Raw genomic sequence first — 15,705 nt, 5'->3', positions numbered from 1 at the left:
GGGGCGAAGCGTTCGCCGATGTTGGGGCGAAGCGTTCGCCGATGAAGCGTTCGCCGATGTTGGGGCGATGCGTTCGCCGATGTTGGGGCGATGCGTTCGCCGATGTTGGGGCGATGCGTTCGCCGATGTTGGGGCGAAGCATTCGCCCAGTATATGTTTATTCAGAGTCACGGCTTCCATGGGCGAATGCTTCGCCCTTACATAGCGTCCTCTACGCGCCCGACGCGCCCGACGCTCCCGACGCTCCCGACGCCCGCTCGGCCGCTTTGCGGATGGCCCGCTTGGCGATCACCCGCGTGAGGTCGCGCTTGTACTCGACGCTGCCGCGCAGGTCGGCGCTGGGGTCGCACTCGTCGGCGGCGGCGCGCCCGGCGGCTTCCAGCACCTCGGCCGTGAGCTCGTTGCCCACCAGCGCGGCTTCTGCGCCGGCCGAGCGCATCGGCACCGGGTTGACGTTGGTAAGCGCCACGCGCGCGGCGGTGCAGCGCCCGCCCTGCATGGTGAGCTGCACAGCCACAGCCGACACGGCATAGTCGCCGACTTTGCGCTCCTGCTTGAGGTAGGCGCCGCCGCTGCCCGCCCCGGGGCGGGCGATGCGGATCTCGGTCAGCAGCTCGTCGGGAGCCAGCGCGGTTTCGAACAGGCCCAGGAAGAAATCGTCGATGGGGATGCTGCGGGTGCCGCCCGGCCCGCGCGCCAGCACTTCGGCGCCATAGGCCAGCATCACGGCGGGGTGGTCGTTGGCGGGGTCGGCGTGGGCAAGGTTGCCGCCCACCGTGGCGCGGTTGCGCACCAGCGGGTCGGCGATCACGCCCGCCGCGTCGTGGAGCAGCGCGAAGTCATGCGCAAGCTCGGCGGAGTGTTCGAGCGCGTGTTCGCGGGCCAGCGCGCCAATTGCGAGGTGACCGTTTTCCGCGCGCACATGCTCCAGGTCGGAAAGATGGTTGATGTCGATCAGCACGCTGGGCGCGGCCAGCCGGAAGCGCATTGCCGGGATGAGGCTTTGCCCGCCGGCCAGGATCTTCGCGTCGTCGCCGTGCTGCGTTAGCGCCGCCAGCGCCTCGTCCAGCGAGCGCGGCACCAGGTACTCAAAGGCTGCCGGGATCATCGTCGCTCCCTTCACGTAGGGGTCTATCCGTCACAAAAGCGTGAACTCTAGCCCAACCCTCAACCAGTGACTACACACACCTCTTTCTGCTCATACACACCACACCAGCGAACAGCCGCTTCACAGCCGGCGGCGCTCGTCCAGGGTTGCCAGCTGCTGCGCCAGCGCCTGGAGGCTTTGCAGGTTATGAATAGGCAGAAAATCGTCGATCTCGGCCAGCGCCGCCTGCATGCCGCCGACGCGGGCCTGGTAGCTCGTTCGCCCGGCCAGCGGGTTCAGCCAGATCAGGCGGTACGAGCGCCGCCGCAGCCAGCTTAGCTCGCGCGCCAGCACGGCTGGCTCGCCCTGCTCCCAGCCATCGCTGATCAGCAGCACCACCGCGCCGCGACCAAGCACGCGCCGCGCCCAGTGGCGATTGAACGCGTGCAGACTCGCGCCGATCCGCGTGCCGCCAGCCCAGTCCACCACCTCGCGCGCCGCCCCGTCGATCGCCTGGTCGATATTGCGCAGCTTGAGCTGCCCGGTGATGCGCGTAAGCCGCGTGGCAAACACAAAGCACTCGACCCGCCGCAGGCCGTGGGCCGCGCTGTACAGGAACTGCAGCAGCAGGCGCGCATACTTCTCCATCGAGCCGCTGATGTCGGCAAGAATCACCAGCGGGCGCTCGTGGCGGGTGCGGCGCTGCCAGAACAGGCGCAGCGGCACGCCACCGTGGCGGGCGGCATCCTGAATCACGGCGCGCATATGTAAAAGGTTACCGTGCGCATCGCGCTCGCGGCGGCGTGTTTCGCGCTGGCTGATGCGCCAGCGCAGCCGTGCGATTAGCTGCTTGATCTGCGCCAGCTCCTCGGGCGTCATTTCGGAAAATTCCTTACGCTGCAACAGCTCGGCGTCGCTGGCCGTGCCCGATTTGTCGGTCACATCGACTTCGGGGTCGCCCAGGCGCGCCTTGTAGGCCATATACGTCACAATGGTAAAGGGCTGCTGGCGCGGGCGGTGGCGCGGCGCGCGCGGCATGGTGCGCTGAGTCGGCCCTTCGCCGGGATAGGCGCGCCGCCAGAAGCGGCTAAACATTGCGTCGAACAGGCGCAGATGCTCGTGCCGGCGGATGAGCAGGCTGCGCGCCGTGTAGTACACTTGCTCGCGCTGGCGCAGATCGACCCATTCGAGCGCGCGCACGAATTCCAGCACCTGATCCAGGCCAATCGGGATGCCGGCCCGGCGCAGCATGCGTGTGAACAGCACGCAGTTATGCAGAAATGCGCGGTCGCGTGTGGTCATATACTCACTGCACCTGGGCCAGCAGCTCTTCCGCCACCCCGCCGCGCAGCTTATCCACATCGTCCTGGTATTTCAGAATAACGCCCAGCGTCGCATACACCGTTTCGCGGCTCAGCTCCTCGGCATTCAGGTGCTGCAGCGCCTCGGCCCAATCCAGCGTTTCGGCCACGCCCGGGTTCTTGCTCAGCTCCTGCTGGCGGGCGGCCTGCACAAAATCCACGATCTGCGCCGAAAGGCGCTCGCCCGCGCCGGGCACCTTGCGCCGCACGATCTCCAGCTCTTTCTCGCGCGATGGATAATCGATCCAGTGGTAGACGCAGCGGCGCTTCAGGGCATCGTGCAGCTCGCGCGTGCGGTTGGAGGTGATGATAACGATTGGCCGGTGGCGGGCGACCAGCGTGCCAAGCTCGGGGATGGTGATCTGAAAGTCGGAAAGCAGCTCGAGCAGAAAGCTCTCGAATTCCTCGTCGGCGCGGTCGAGCTCGTCGATCAGCAGCACCGGCGCGCGCTCGTTGCTCTGGTCGATCGCCTGGAGCAGCGGGCGGCGCAGCAGAAATTCTTCCGAGTATACACTGGCGGCGCTGCTGCCCTGGCGCGATTGCAGCTCTAGCAACTGGCGCGGGTAGTTCCACTCGTACACGGCCTGCCCAATGTCGATGCCTTCGTAGCACTGCAGGCGAATGAGCGGGGCCGCGGACACGGCGCTCAGCACCTTGGCAACCTCGGTCTTGCCGACGCCGGGCTCGCCTTCCAGCAGGAGCGCCTTGCCCATCTTCAGCGCAAGAAACAGACTCGTAGACAAACCAACGTCGGCCACATACGCGTGTTGCGCCAACGCGCCAGCAACATCTGCAATGCTGTGCAGTTCCAATGGCATCGTTACCTGCATGTATTTGAAACGTGAAACGGGGTTCGCGCAGTATAATACGCTGCCAGATACCCCGCAACATCTTGCGCTTTTTCACAAGCAGTCGCTGTAAACAGAAGGCAATTCAATGGCAAGGAAAGCAGGAAACAATCGTGGCGAGCTATGGGTAGCAGGCCAGTTTGCGCTGCTGGCCGCAATTCTGCTTGCGCCGCGCCGGCTGGCCGGCCTGCCCGAGTGGCCCGAGCCGCTGCGCTCGCCCCTCGGCATCGCGGGCGTGCTGCTGGGCCTCGCAGGCGGCGGTGTAGCAGTGGCCGGCGCGCGGGCGCTGGGCCGCAACCTCACGCCCTTCCCGCGGCCAATCGCGGATGGCGAGCTAGTCGAAACCGGCATCTACGGTGTTGTGCGCCACCCGATCTACACTGGCATTCTGCTGGGCGCGCTTGGCTGGTCGCTGCTGCGCGCAAGCACGCCCTCGCTGCTGCTGAGCGTGCTGCTGGGGCTGTTTTTCGACCAGAAGGCGCGGCGCGAGGAAGAATGGCTGGGCGCGCAGTACCCGGGCTATGAGTCATATGCCGAGCGTGTGCGGCGGCGGGTGTGGTAGGCGAGAACCGCAGCACCGAAACAACGGACAAACAGACAGTCACGCAGCAGGCTTCGCCGTTTATCCTTCGTCGTTTGTCTGCGGTTTACTTCCGCTCAGCAAGGCGGCGCGCCAGGGCCAGCGCTTCGTCGCGGGTGGTGATTGTGCCGTCGGCCTGGGCCTCGCCAATCGCGGCAAGTAGCCGGCCAAGCTGCGGGCCGGGGGGAATGCCCAATTCGCGCATCAGGTCGTTGCCGTTGGCGAGCGGCGGGGTGATCTCGGCCGGCTCGCCCCACAGCACGTCGAGCAGCGCGTCGATCCACTGCGCCTGCGCGATCCAGCTGCGCACATTGAGCTGCGGGCCGCGCGTGGCCATGTGGTCGGCCAGCAGGTGCAGCAGCACATCCGGGCCGGCGTCGTCCGTGGCGGCGAAGAAGCGCTGCACGGCGCGCATGGTGACTTCGGGCAGGATGGCGAGCTGACCGGGCCGCATATGCTCGCGCACAATCGTGCGGATGTAGCGCGTTTCAGCGGCGTCGAAGCCCAGGCGCTGCGCCACGGCAGCCGCCACCTCGCCGCCAATTGTCTGGTGCTCGTGGAAGCTGACCGTGCCGTCGGGGGTGCGGCGCAGCGTTTGCGGCTTGGCGTTGTCGTGCAGCAGCGCGCCGAATTTGAACAGCGCCGCGCGCGGGTAGCGCCCGACCGTGCCGGCGAAGTGCTCGGCAAGCTGGGGCTGAAATTTGCTGCGGTAGGCCAGGCTCCGGTTGGCGCGAATGCCAGCCGGCAATGGCGCATCCTCGGGCGTTTCGCCGGCGATCTGCGCCAGCAGCCACGCCACGCCCGCCACGGTTTCGAGCGAGTGGGCCAGCACCGCCAGAAAGTGTACGTGCGGCTGGTCGGTGCCGCGCGCGGGCTCTAGCTCAGGAATGATGCGCGTGAGCAGGCCAGCCGCGTCGAGCGCGCGCAGGTGCGTGGCGGCAGCAGGGCTGCCGAGCAGCGCAACCAGCCCCTGGCGCAGCGCGTCGGAGTCACCACGTTCAAACGCAGCGGCGATTGCTTCGATTGATGGAACCGGCACTAAATTTGCCATAGCGAATGCTCAATCATGCTCATCAGCAGGGTTCTTGGCTCTATAGTGCGTATTGCGTAGTGCGTCGTGCGTAGTGCGTAGCGCATCAGAAAGAAAATGACCGACGACCGACGATTCGCAAACAGCGCGTGGTCGGTCGTCGGTCGTCGGTCGCCGGAGGTGCTAGCGGCCCTGCTTCTGCTTGAGCTGTGGCAGCAAGCTTTGCAGCTTCAGAAAGGCCGGGCGCGGGGTGTAATCGGGCTCCAGGATGCCAAACGAGGCCTGCTCGTTCAGCGGGTTGGGCGGGTTATTCTGCGACCAGACCACGGCGAAGTTCATGTTCCACAGGAACATATTGCCCATCCAGGGCGAATCGTCCTCGTAGCGATACTTCTCGTAGGCCATTTTGATCGCGTCGGCAACATACTCGCCCTGCTGGTCGAGCGAAACCTGGTTGCCAAACTCGTAGCCCGGCGTGTTGTTCTGGGTCGCCCAGCCGAACTCCGTCACCCAGATCTGATGGTCGCCCACGCCTTCCTGCTCCATAAACTTGCGCACGTTCTCAACATGGCGGAAGTAGAAGGTCGCGTCGTTGGTCCAGCCCTGCGCGTTGCTCGGGTTGTCGGGCCACATGGTGTCGGGCGGGTTGGCCGAGCCACCGGGGTGCACGCCCTGCGCATCGAAGTGCGACTTGATGATGCCGTCTTTGTAGCGGTACATCGCGCGGTAGTAGTTCTCATCCGAAACGGCGATCGCCGGGTCGTTCACACCGCTGGAGGAAGGCGCGCCAGCCAGCACAATAATGCTTGGGTCGAGCGCCTTGATGCGGTTGTAGCACTCCACCAGAATATCGACATAGTGGCCGGCGTCGGCCTCGGTGACGGTGCCGCCATTTTCATGGGCCAGGTTCTGCTCGTTCCAGATCTCGTAGGCCGCGACCTTGTTGCCGTAGCGTTTGACCATTGCCTCGACCAGGTTGCCCATCGACACTGGGTCTTGCGGCAGGCCATTGGTGGAGTTGTAGAATGTCGGCGCCTGCACGATGTTAATCAGCAGCTTGAGGTTCTTGGCTGCCACGTCGTCGACGATCTTGTCGAGCTCGCCCCAGGCATAGTCGCCGGGGTTCGGGCCTTCCACGTCCTTCCACACCACCTGCTGGCGCACCCAGTCGAAGCCGGCGATGCCATCCAGCGTCAGCACGCGCTCGCGGTCGGTGTAGTACAGGTGGTTCACAATGCCGAAATTCATATATGGCAGCTTGATCGGCGTGCCGGGCTCGGGCGCGGGCTGGCCAGTGGTGGGCTGCTCGGAAGGCGCGGCCGTGGCCTCGGGGGCAGCCGTGGCATCGGCCGCTGCGGTGGGCGCGCTGGTTGGCTGGGTTGAAACCACCGCCGCGGTGGGTAGTGCGGCCGTGGGGTTTGCCGCTGGCTCAGGCGCGCTGCCGCCGCAGGCCGCCAGCACGGGCAGCAGCAACACAGCAAGCGCAGCCGCCGCCGCAGTACGCATATTGCCGAAAGGCATGTTCACAGATAATCTCCTTGATACAACGACTCGCTATCTTTTGTAGGATCGCCGTATTGTACACGAATTCACGCTGGCGCTGAAATAATGCGCGGCTGAGCCATTTCTGATGCCTGGCTCAACCCCTTATGATGACGCGCAAATGTGGAAATTCGTTTCGTTGGGCGGGGAATATAGGGGAGATGCGTAGTGCGTAGTGCGTAGATTCTGGATCTACAGACTACGCACTACGCACCAGCTTCGCGAACGATGCTACTTCGGCATGGCCTGGATGGCGTAGTACGACGGGCGCGGGCTCCAGTCGCCATTCAGCACGCCAAACGACGCCTGCTCGTGCAGCTCGTTGCCCTGGTACTTCCACAGCACGGCAAAGTTGATCTGCCACAGGAACATACCGCCGATCCACGAGCCATACTCGTTGCGGCCCATCTGGAAGGCGCGCACGATATAGTCGGACTGCTCCTGCAAGGAGGTGTTGTTGCCGAAGCCATAGCCCGGCGTGTTGTTGCGCGTGGCCCAGCCGAACTCGGTCACCCAGACCTTCTTGTCGGTCAGGCCGGCATCGAGCATGGCCTGGTGCACGTCTTCCAGGCGGCGGAAGTAAAACTCGCGGCTGGTCGTCCAGCCCGGGCCAGGGCCGGGATTGTCGGGCCACATTGTGTCGGGCGGGTTCGACTGGCCGCCCGGGTGCGCGCCGATTACGTCCACGCTGGCGCGGAAGCGCGGGTCGGCGAACATCTGCCGCAGGAAGGTAATATCGCTCACCGCAATATCGGAGCGGTTGGTCTCGGTGGACGAAGGCGCGCCCGACACGATGATCGCGTTGCTGTCGGCGGCGCGAATGGCCTGCGACGCGCCAACCAGCATGTCCATATAGAAGCTGGCATTCGCCACGCGCCCGCCATTCTCGTGCGCGAGGTTTTCTTCGTTCCAGATCTCATAGGCCTGGATCTTGCCGCGATAGCGCTCGGCCATTTTGCCCATGAAGAAGTTGAAATCGCCAAAATGGTCGCGCGAAGGCATGCCGTTACGGCCATCGGACGTAGCCCAGCTTGGCGCGGCCACCACGCTAATCAGCAGCTTCACGCCCGCGCTGGATGCGTCGTTGACGATATTGTCGAGCTCGCCCCAGCACACCTGGTAGCATGGCGTGCCCGGCGCGCCCTGCAAGTCCTGCCAGCGCACCTGCTGGCGGATCCAGTACACACCCGCATTCTTCGAAAGCGACAGCACGCGCTGGCGATCCTGCCAGGGCTGACCCTGACCATACAGAATTGCGTTGAAGCCGTACACAAAGCCCTGCGTCTCGGGTTGGACCGGCGGGTTGGGCACCTGGTCGGCAGTGATCGGCTGGAACGCGCTTTCGCCGCGGTGCTTGGCGTCGCGGTATTCATTGCCCAGCAAGCCCAGCAGGATCTGATACTGCGGGTTCGGCTCGTCGGGGTGCCACTCCATGCGCTGGCGCTCGAAATACTGCACCCAGTAGGTCTGGCCGTTGGCCTGGTTCACTTCCTGAAACTGCTCGGACTTCGGCCGGCCAAATACTTCCAGGCCGCCGTTGTTCAGCCAGAAGTTGCGGAAGGGCGCCGGGCCATCGCGCAGGGTGTGGCTGGTGGCGCTGTCGAAGGTGCCGTCGCCCGGATCGCCCACCGGCAGGAACGGGCCTTCGTTTTCGCGCCCGCGAATGATCTGGTTGCCCATCAGGCGGCCCAGGATGTAGTACTGCGAGCCAGCGTTTTCGGGGTGCTCTTCCAGCACAGCGCGCTCGAAGTATTGCACGCGGTAATACTCGCCCGGGTTGGTAAAGCTTTCTTCGATAAAGGGCTGCGAGATCGGGTAGCCCAGCACAAACAGGGCATTGGGGGTGCGCTGCCAGAAGGCCGCAAACGAATTCATCGCCGCGTGCTGTGTCTCGTTAAAATACTGCGACAAGAACGGCGGAATAGTATCGGGCACATCGCCCGGCTTGTTTGGCGCCGCTGAACCCGCCTGCGGCATTGCCGCATAGGAGCCAAAAAGCGCAAGAATCATGAGGATGGCAAAGGCACGTTTCCGCATTGTCAACTCCTATTCGGTACCTTGTTGTAAGCCTCGTTAGGATCAACGGCTCTGTAGCAGAGATTATACGTGTGGCGGCTGACGTGCTGCTGAGAGGTATCTGATACAGGCATTACCATTGGGTTAATGTCTGCGCGGGCGGCGGTATACGCCTGCCACGGCGAGAAAGAGGCACGCGCCTAACGGCGCTTGCAGTGCGTCAGCGCGGCGGCGACGGCCGCTTCGGGCGAATTGACGGCCAGCAGGTGCGGCTCGCCAGCGGCATCGCGGCCCAGGTTCCAGGTGCGCAACCCGATCACCGTGCGGCCGATCTTGCGCGCCAGGGCAATTTCGGACAGCGTGCCATACTCGCCGCCAATCGCGATCACCACGTCGGCGCTGCTCACAATCAGCAGGTTGCGGCCTTCGCCCAGGCCCGTGGCAATTGGCACGACCACATCGGGGTTCGCTGCGCTGGTGTCGCCGCCAGGCAGCAAGCCGATCGTCAGGCCGCCAGCGGCGCGCGCGCCCCGGCAGGCCGCCGCCATCACCCCGCCCAGGCCGCCACAGATCAGCGTCGCGCCGCCGGCTGCCACGCCGCGGCCCACCGTCTCGGCAAGCGCGGCAATGCCGCCATCGCACTGGCCAGCGCCGCAGATGGCGATCATAGGCTTGCGTCGTTCAGAAACAGCCATTGGGGGTTACGCACTTTCTAGGCGCTGGGATAGCAGCGAGGCGATACGAGTAGCTGTAGCAGCCGAATAAGCCCGCGTATTATATGGGAGAGGGGAAGGAGCGTCAAATAGCGGGCATGCAAGCGATTTCTGCACTAGCATAGCCTGTTTTCATCGCTCGTAGCACGCGCTATTGGCTGGCTGTGCGCGTTTGGGCGCGCAAAACCCTTGACAACTCGCGTCAACCTGATACGATACAATGCGAACGTCGGGCATTCCAGACGGAACATCCCGGCCACAATCCAAGGAGTGTGTCATGTTTCAACCCCTCATCGAAGACGCTCGCAACATGATCGCGCGCCTGCACCAAAGCGCCGAGAAAGGTCGCGATCACGTCCCTTCCTCGGTGATGATGCGGTATAGCGAGTTTCAATCGTGGGAAAATGCGGTGCAGGCAGTGGCGCGGCTGGTGTTTGGCGAAGAGTCGCCCGCGCTTGAGCGCTGGCATACGCTCGTCAATCGGCGCGACGCGCTTGTGACCGAGGCCATGCGCAAAGACGTGAAGCGCGGCGAATATTTTGGGATGATCGACTACTTCCATCTGGCGATTGGCGTGCTGCGCGAGTTCGAGGCGTCCTACCAGCATCAGCAGGCAATCTTCGAGCGCGGCCCTGAGCCCGCCCCAACCGTCACAACCGTCAACGGCGCGAGCAATGGCGCGAGCAATGGCGCAAGCTACCCTGCTGCCCAGGCTCCCGCGCCCGAGCTGCCGCTCAACCGTGCCGAGCCACGCCAGCGCGTCGCGCGCTTGGGTGCGAACGAGTGGGAAGTAGTAATTACGGTGAACGATCACACCTACGACTGGCTCAGCGATGTGGTGGCCGCGCGCGAGGCCAGTGACGTGATTGCGCCCGAGGCAGTGGCGCGCCTGGCCGCAACGATCATCGAGCGCGTGGCCGCGCAAAGCCGCCGCCCCAGCTAGGAAAGCGAACGCCGGTCGCCAGCCGCCAGGCGCTGCTCATCGCGCGCTTCGGGCAGCGGCTCGTCGGCAGCGACGGTTGCGCGGCCATATACGAATTGCAGCACCGCAGCCAGCACGCCCGCAATCGGGATGCCAAACAGAATACCCCAGCCGCCCGCCACCGTCGCGCCCACCAGAATCGCCGCAAACACCAACAGCGGGTGCAAACCGACGATCCGCCCCATCAGGCGCGGCATGATCATGTTGAACAGCACCTGCTGCACGGCCCCAAGCATCAACAGCATCAGCCAGATCCGGTCGGGGTTGCCGATGATCGCCACCACCAGCGGTGGGATCACCCCCAGCAGCCCGCCCACTATCGGCACCAGCACCAGCACCGCCGCGCTTACGCTCACCAGCGCCACATAATCGAGGCCCAGCCCGGCCATCACCACAGCCGTCGCCAGACCATAGATCATGGCTTGCAGCAGCTGGGCGCGCAAAAATCCGCCAAACGTAAAGTTCACAATGCTGAAAAAGCGCGTGGTGTCGCCGCGCCACTGCTCGGGCATCAGGTCGAGCACGCGCGCGGAAATGCGCGGGCCGTCGAGCGTGATGTAGTAGCTGATAATCAGCACCAGTGTGATATTCACCAGCCATGTCGCAATGCCGCTCGCAATCCCCAGCGACTGCTGGATCAGCGTGCTGCCAACGGCGGTGGCCTGCTGCGCCAGCGTGTCTGGCTGCGCAATGCCGTTCAGGTTCCCGCGAAAGCCAACCCGCCGCAGCTCGCCTTCCAGGCCGCTGATCCATTGCGAAATCTGGCTCACGGCATCGGGCAGCGTTTCGTCAATGCCCACCAGCTGCGGCTCGATGATCGGCACCAGCGAAATCACCAGCACAGCAATCAGCGCGACAATTGCGGCGTACACCAGCGCCACCGCAATGCTGCGCGGGATGCGCCAGCCGCCGTGCCGCTTTGCTCCACCGGGAGTTGTTGGCAGCGGCAGCGTCAGCCGGTCGACCAGCGGCTTCAGGATCAGCGATACCAGCCAGGCCAGGCTAAACAGCAGCAGCGGCGTGGCAAACAGCGCCGTCAGGAAAAACAGCCGCTCAAGCAGGTAGACCGAAACGGCCACGATCAGCATCCAGATCAGAATGCGCGAAAGACGATCAGCAAACATAGCTCATCTCGTTTGGGCCGGCAAGAGGCTGCACTCCGCCAGGGCGGTATAGTGCGGGCCTTCGCGGCGGAGCTCGCTGCGAAACAGGACAATGCGCTCGCACACCCAGGCGGCGGGTGTCAGCTGCGGCAGGGCGCGAATGGTATCACCAAGGCGCTCGATCATCTGCGGTGGGGCATCGCGGCGTGTGCGGCCCAGCGTCAGGTGCGGGCGAAACGGGCGCTCGTCGCGGGCCAGGCCAATCTGTGCCAGCGCGCCGCGCAGTGCCGACGCCATCTGGCCCAGCAATTCGGTATCGCCGCCAATGCCCGCCCACAGCACATTGGGCCGCCGCGAGTTGGGGAATGCGCCCGTGGTGGTAAGGCGAAGCTGTGGCGCAGAATATTCCGCGCAGATCTGCTGGATCGCCGCTTCAATGGCTGGCACCTGCGCAGTGTCGGTTTCGCCCAGGAAGTGCAGCGTGAGGTGCATAGCCTCGGCTGCCACCCAGCGCACCGGGGCACCCACCCGCCGTAATCGCGCCTGCGCGCTCACGAGTGCGGTTTTCACCGGCAGTGGCAGCGGGGCCGCAATAAACAGGCGGGTGCTTTCCATAGCGTTTACTCTGGTGGTAAATCGTGGCCGGCACCAAAAGCAACCTGGCTGTCGATCGGTCGCGCGCCTTCCTGCGGCTGTGCGCGCGTATACGAGCCGTCGGGCTCGAGCAGGTGCGCGCGCGTGTTGTCGCGCAGGTAAATTTCAAGCATGTCGTCGCGAATATGCGACACCATGGCCGGGTCTTCAATCGGGAACAGCGTTTCGACGCGCCGGTCGAGGTTGCGCTGCATCAGGTCGGCGCTGCCCAGGTACACTTCGGGTGTGCCATCATTGCCAAAATAGTACACGCGGCTGTGCTCCAGAAAGCGCCCAATCACGCTGCGCACCGTGATATTCTCGCTCATACCGGGCACACCCGGCCGCAGGCAGCAAATGCCGCGCACGATCAGGTCGATCTGCACGCCCGCGCTCGATGCTGCGTAGAGCTGGCGAATCATCGCCGGGTCAACCAGCGCGTTGAGCTTGAAGATCAGCCGGCCTGCGCGCCCGCTGTTGGCGTGCGCAATCTCGCGCTCGATCAGCCAGGTCAGCCGCTCGCGCAGGTTCACGGGCGCCACCAGCAGCTTGCGGTAGCGCGTCTGCCGCGAGTAGCCAGTCAGGAAATTGAACAGATCCGACGCGTCAGCGCCAATGTCGGGCCGGCAGGTCAGCAGGCCCAGGTCGGTGTACACGCGCGCGGTGCCGGCGTTGTAGTTGCCAGTTCCCAGGTGCACATAGCGCCGCAGGCCATCATTTTCGCGCCGCACGATCAGGGCGATCTTGGCGTGCGTTTTCAGCCCCACCAGGCCATAGACAACGTGCACGCCGGCCCGCTCCAGCGCGCGCGCCCAGGTGATGTTGTTTTCTTCGTCGAAACGCGCCTTTAGCTCGACCAGCACCGTCACCTGCTTGTCCTGGTCGCGCGCGTGCATCAGCGCCTTGACGATCGGCGAGTTGCTGCCGACGCGGTACAGCGTCTGCTTGATCGCCAGCACCTCAGGGTCTTCCGCCGCAGCCTCGATCAACTCCACCAGCGGCTGGAATGAATCATACGGGTGGTGCAGCAGAATGTCCTGCTGGCGGATCGCGCCAAAGATCTCGTTGCTGGTGCGCGCGTGGCGCAGCAGCGCCGGCGCCTTGGGGTAGAACGGCGGGTCTTTCAGCTCGGGCCGGTCGATCCTGGTCAGTGCCATGATCTCGGAAAGGCCGAGCGGGCCGCGCACTTCATACACATCCTCGGGCGTCAGCTTCAGGTTCGCCAGCAGCAAATCGCGGATGCGCTGCGGCATGTCGTGCTGGATGGTCAGGCGCACCACCGCGCCAAAGCGGCGGCGGCGCACGCCCTGCTCGATCGTGCGCAGCAGGTCGGCAGCTTCTTCTTCCTGAATTTCAACGTCGGCGTTGCGCGTGATGCGGAACAGGTATACTTCCGTCACTGCCATGCCCGGGAACAGCGCATCGACATGCCTGGCGATGACCTGATCGAGCCAGACAAAGGCAAAGCGGCGCTCGGGCTGGATTTCTTCCGGCGCGGGGCAATTGCCGCCGATCGGGATCATGCGCGGCAGCACCGCCGGCACCTTCACGCGCGCAAACAGCTCGCCTTCCTCGGGGTCGTTGATCACCACCGCCAGGTTGATGCTCAGGTTCGAGATCTGCGGGAAGGGGTGGCTGGGGTCGAAGGCCAGCGGCGTGAGCACCGGGAAGACCTCGCGCTCGAAATAGTCTTTGCAGTACGCGCGCTGATGGTCATCCAGCTCGTCGTAATCGAGAATATACACGCCTTGTGCGCGCAGCTTGGGCTGAATATCGTCGAGCCAGCAATTGCGCTGCTGGTCGGCCAGCTCGGTCACGGCGCGGCGAATGGCAAAAAGCTGCTCGGTTGGCGTCATGCCGTCGGGCGAGCGGCCCACCACCCGCGCGGCGATCTGCTGCTTGATGCCGGCCACGCGAATCATAAAGAATTCGTCGAGGTTGGTGCTGAAGATCGAAAGGAACTTGACGCGCTCCAGCAGCGGGTGGCGCTCTTCCAGCGCTTCCTGCAGCACGCGCTTGTTGAACTCAAGCCAGCTCTGCTCGCGGTTGATGTAGCGCGAAAGGCTCTGGTAGGGGTTGCGCAGCTCGGCCTCGGGCGCTATCTCAGTGGCAATCGCCATTGAAACCTTCCTTCTCTTTCAGCAGCTGGGCCTTTGTTGGCGGCAATGTGCGGGCGGCAGCACGTTCGGGTTCAGTATAGCATTATGGATCATCACCGGCAAGACTCACGCCGCGCAAGAAAAAAGCATTCGTGCTGTATCGAATGCTTTTCAGAGTCGTTGGATGGTGCGCGGCGCTAGCCGCTCAGCGCGATGATCTCGGCTGGCTCGCTGATCTCAAGTGGCACGCCGGCAAGCTGGCCGCAGGCCGCCGCAATTGCAACGCCGCGCTCGACGCGCACGGTGCAGGCAATGCCCTGCTCGTGCAATACTTGCTGGAAGCGCAGCACACGCGCGCGCTCCGAGCGGCCCAGCGGCGCGCCCGGCACCGGGTTCCAGGGGATGAGGTTGACGTGACAGAGCATGCCTTTCAGCAGCGCGCCCAGCGCGGCGGCCTGCTCGGGCGCGTCGTTCTTGCCTTGCAGCAGCACATATTCAAACGACACGCGCCGGTGGGTTGTGTCGATATAGTCCTGCGTCGCTGCCAGCAGGTCGGCAATCGGGTAGCGCCGGTTGATTGGCATCATCTCCGAGCGCAGCGCATCGTCGGGGGCGTGAAGCGAAATCGCCAGGTTGATTGGCAGCGCCTCGCCGGCCAAGCGCCGAATGCCCGTCACCTGCCCGACCGTCGAGACCGTCAGGCTGCGCGCACCCATGTTCAGGCCCTGCGGGTCGTGCAGCCGCTCAACCGCCTGCCACCAGCGGTCGTAGTTCGCAAATGGCTCGCCCATGCCCATAAACACGACGTTGGTAAGGTGCTGCACACCAGGCGCGGCGCTTTGGCCTGCGGCAGCTTCGGCGCGCAGGGTTTCCAGCTCGCGCGCGGCCCACATCACCTGCTCGACGATTTCGCCCGCGCTGAGGTTGCGCAGCAGGCCCAGCCGCCCGGTCGCGCAAAACACGCAGCCCATCGCGCAACCCGCCTGCGTCGAAACGCACACCGTTGCGCGGTCGGGGTAGACCATCAGCACGCTTTCGACGACTTCGCCGCCGGGAATGCGAAACAGCGCCTTGCGCGTCTGCCCCTGGTCGGCGGTTTGCAGGCGCACCAGCTCCAGCGTGGCGATGCGCGTTTCGGCGGCGAGCCGTTCGCGCAGCGCCAGCGGCAGGTCGGTCATTGTGGCGGGGCTGCTGGCAAATTTCGTGTAGAGCTGGCGATAGACCTGGCGCGCGCGAAACGCGGGCTGCCCCCAGCCGGCCAGCAACTGCTCGATTTCGGGCAGGGAGAGATTATAGAGATGTGGAATTTGTGTGTTCATAACGGGCGGAATTATACCATACGCGGCTTGCGGGTGCCCCCAACAAACACGCAGGCGAGAAGCCTGAGCTTCTCGCCTGCACGGCATCTATATGAAGCGCTGCGGCGGGGCCACAGCGGCAATGTAAGCGGCTTAGCGGCGGCGAATTGCGCGGCGCTGCGCCACACGGGCAGGGACGCGAACCGGAACGCGGCGTGCTTGCGCCGAGCGAGCGACCAGTGTAGCCATCAGAGCGACAATTGCCAACAAAGCGAAGAGTGCCATAACAACTCCTTCAGTGTGGGTGCGCTACACCGGGCGGTGCAGCGGATTTGCGGCTACATTCACTATACCATGTTCATTCACAAATTGCCATAGGTTATGTGTACTAGGCCAATCAGGTACTCTATGAA

14 protein-coding genes are annotated in these 15,705 nt (G+C 64.3%); 2 read left to right on the top strand and 12 right to left on the bottom strand.

Annotation, left to right across the window (positions count from 1 at the left end; genetic code table 11):
* Positions 1–211: 211 nt before the first annotated feature.
* From M1P90_RS32045 to M1P90_RS32035, 3 genes are all read right to left on the bottom strand, one after another.
* Positions 212–1,108 (bottom strand): FAD binding domain-containing protein, encoded by an 897-nt coding sequence (locus M1P90_RS32045; protein ID WP_483699869.1) that lies wholly within the window; start codon positions 1,106–1,108, stop codon positions 212–214.
* A gap of 120 nt (positions 1,109–1,228) precedes the next feature.
* Positions 1,229–2,389 carry a vWA domain-containing protein gene (locus M1P90_RS32040; protein ID WP_483699867.1) on the bottom strand — a complete coding sequence of 387 codons (1,161 nt, stop codon included), beginning with the start codon at positions 2,387–2,389 and terminating at the stop codon, positions 1,229–1,231.
* Positions 2,390–2,393: 4 nt separating this feature from the next.
* Positions 2,394–3,266, bottom strand: coding sequence for an AAA family ATPase (locus M1P90_RS32035; RefSeq protein WP_483699866.1), 873 nt, complete (start codon positions 3,264–3,266; stop codon positions 2,394–2,396).
* 118 nt (positions 3,267–3,384) lie between these two features.
* Here M1P90_RS32035 and M1P90_RS32030 point away from each other — a divergent pair, with 118 nt between their 5' ends.
* Positions 3,385–3,858, top strand: coding sequence for a methyltransferase family protein (locus M1P90_RS32030; RefSeq protein ID WP_483699865.1), 474 nt, complete (start codon positions 3,385–3,387; stop codon positions 3,856–3,858).
* A gap of 85 nt (positions 3,859–3,943) precedes the next feature.
* Here the strand turns inward: M1P90_RS32030 and M1P90_RS32025 are convergent, their stop codons facing one another.
* The 4 genes from M1P90_RS32025 to M1P90_RS32010 form a co-directional block, all read right to left on the bottom strand.
* Positions 3,944–4,927 carry an HD domain-containing protein gene (locus M1P90_RS32025; protein ID WP_483699863.1) on the bottom strand — a complete coding sequence of 328 codons (984 nt, stop codon included), beginning with the start codon at positions 4,925–4,927 and terminating at the stop codon, positions 3,944–3,946.
* Between the two features lie 162 nt (positions 4,928–5,089).
* Positions 5,090–6,427, bottom strand: a complete 1,338-nt coding sequence (locus tag M1P90_RS32020) for a hypothetical protein (protein ID WP_483704719.1) — start codon at positions 6,425–6,427, stop codon at positions 5,090–5,092.
* 252 nt (positions 6,428–6,679) lie between these two features.
* Positions 6,680–8,485: a cellulase family glycosylhydrolase gene (locus M1P90_RS32015; protein ID WP_483699862.1), complete on the bottom strand. Its 1,806-nt coding sequence runs from the start codon at positions 8,483–8,485 to the stop codon at positions 6,680–6,682.
* A 179-nt stretch (positions 8,486–8,664) separates the two neighbouring features.
* Entirely contained in the window at positions 8,665–9,132 is a 468-nt protein-coding gene (locus tag M1P90_RS32010) for an SLOG cluster 4 domain-containing protein (RefSeq protein WP_483699861.1), read from the bottom strand.
* Between the two features lie 322 nt (positions 9,133–9,454).
* Here M1P90_RS32010 and M1P90_RS32005 point away from each other — a divergent pair, with 322 nt between their 5' ends.
* Positions 9,455–10,120 carry a hypothetical protein gene (locus M1P90_RS32005; RefSeq protein ID WP_483699860.1) on the top strand — a complete coding sequence of 222 codons (666 nt, stop codon included), beginning with the start codon at positions 9,455–9,457 and terminating at the stop codon, positions 10,118–10,120.
* Here M1P90_RS32005 and M1P90_RS32000 read toward each other — a convergent pair.
* From M1P90_RS32000 to M1P90_RS31980, 5 genes are all read right to left on the bottom strand, one after another.
* Complete coding sequence (locus tag M1P90_RS32000; RefSeq protein ID WP_483699858.1) at positions 10,117–11,283, bottom strand: AI-2E family transporter; 1,167 nt, start codon at positions 11,281–11,283, stop codon at positions 10,117–10,119. The genes M1P90_RS32005 and M1P90_RS32000 overlap by 4 nt on opposite strands.
* A gap of 3 nt (positions 11,284–11,286) precedes the next feature.
* Complete coding sequence (thpR, locus tag M1P90_RS31995) at positions 11,287–11,877, bottom strand: RNA 2',3'-cyclic phosphodiesterase (RefSeq protein WP_483699856.1); 591 nt, start codon at positions 11,875–11,877, stop codon at positions 11,287–11,289.
* A 5-nt stretch (positions 11,878–11,882) separates the two neighbouring features.
* A complete protein-coding gene (gene ppk1, locus M1P90_RS31990) occupies positions 11,883–14,015 on the bottom strand; it encodes a polyphosphate kinase 1 (RefSeq protein WP_483699855.1) in 2,133 nt (710 codons plus the stop codon).
* Positions 14,016–14,191: 176 nt separating this feature from the next.
* Positions 14,192–15,313: a dual-specificity RNA methyltransferase RlmN gene (rlmN, locus tag M1P90_RS31985; protein ID WP_483699853.1), complete on the bottom strand. Its 1,122-nt coding sequence runs from the start codon at positions 15,311–15,313 to the stop codon at positions 14,192–14,194.
* A gap of 132 nt (positions 15,314–15,445) precedes the next feature.
* Positions 15,446–15,577 carry a hypothetical protein gene (locus M1P90_RS31980; RefSeq protein WP_483699851.1) on the bottom strand — a complete coding sequence of 44 codons (132 nt, stop codon included), beginning with the start codon at positions 15,575–15,577 and terminating at the stop codon, positions 15,446–15,448.
* Between the last annotated feature and the right edge of the window lie 128 nt (positions 15,578–15,705).

The organism is Kouleothrix sp. 19917, assembly GCF_057073505.1.
The sequence above is the reverse complement of the archived record's forward strand: the minus strand, read 5'-3'. Positions and strand labels throughout refer to the sequence as shown.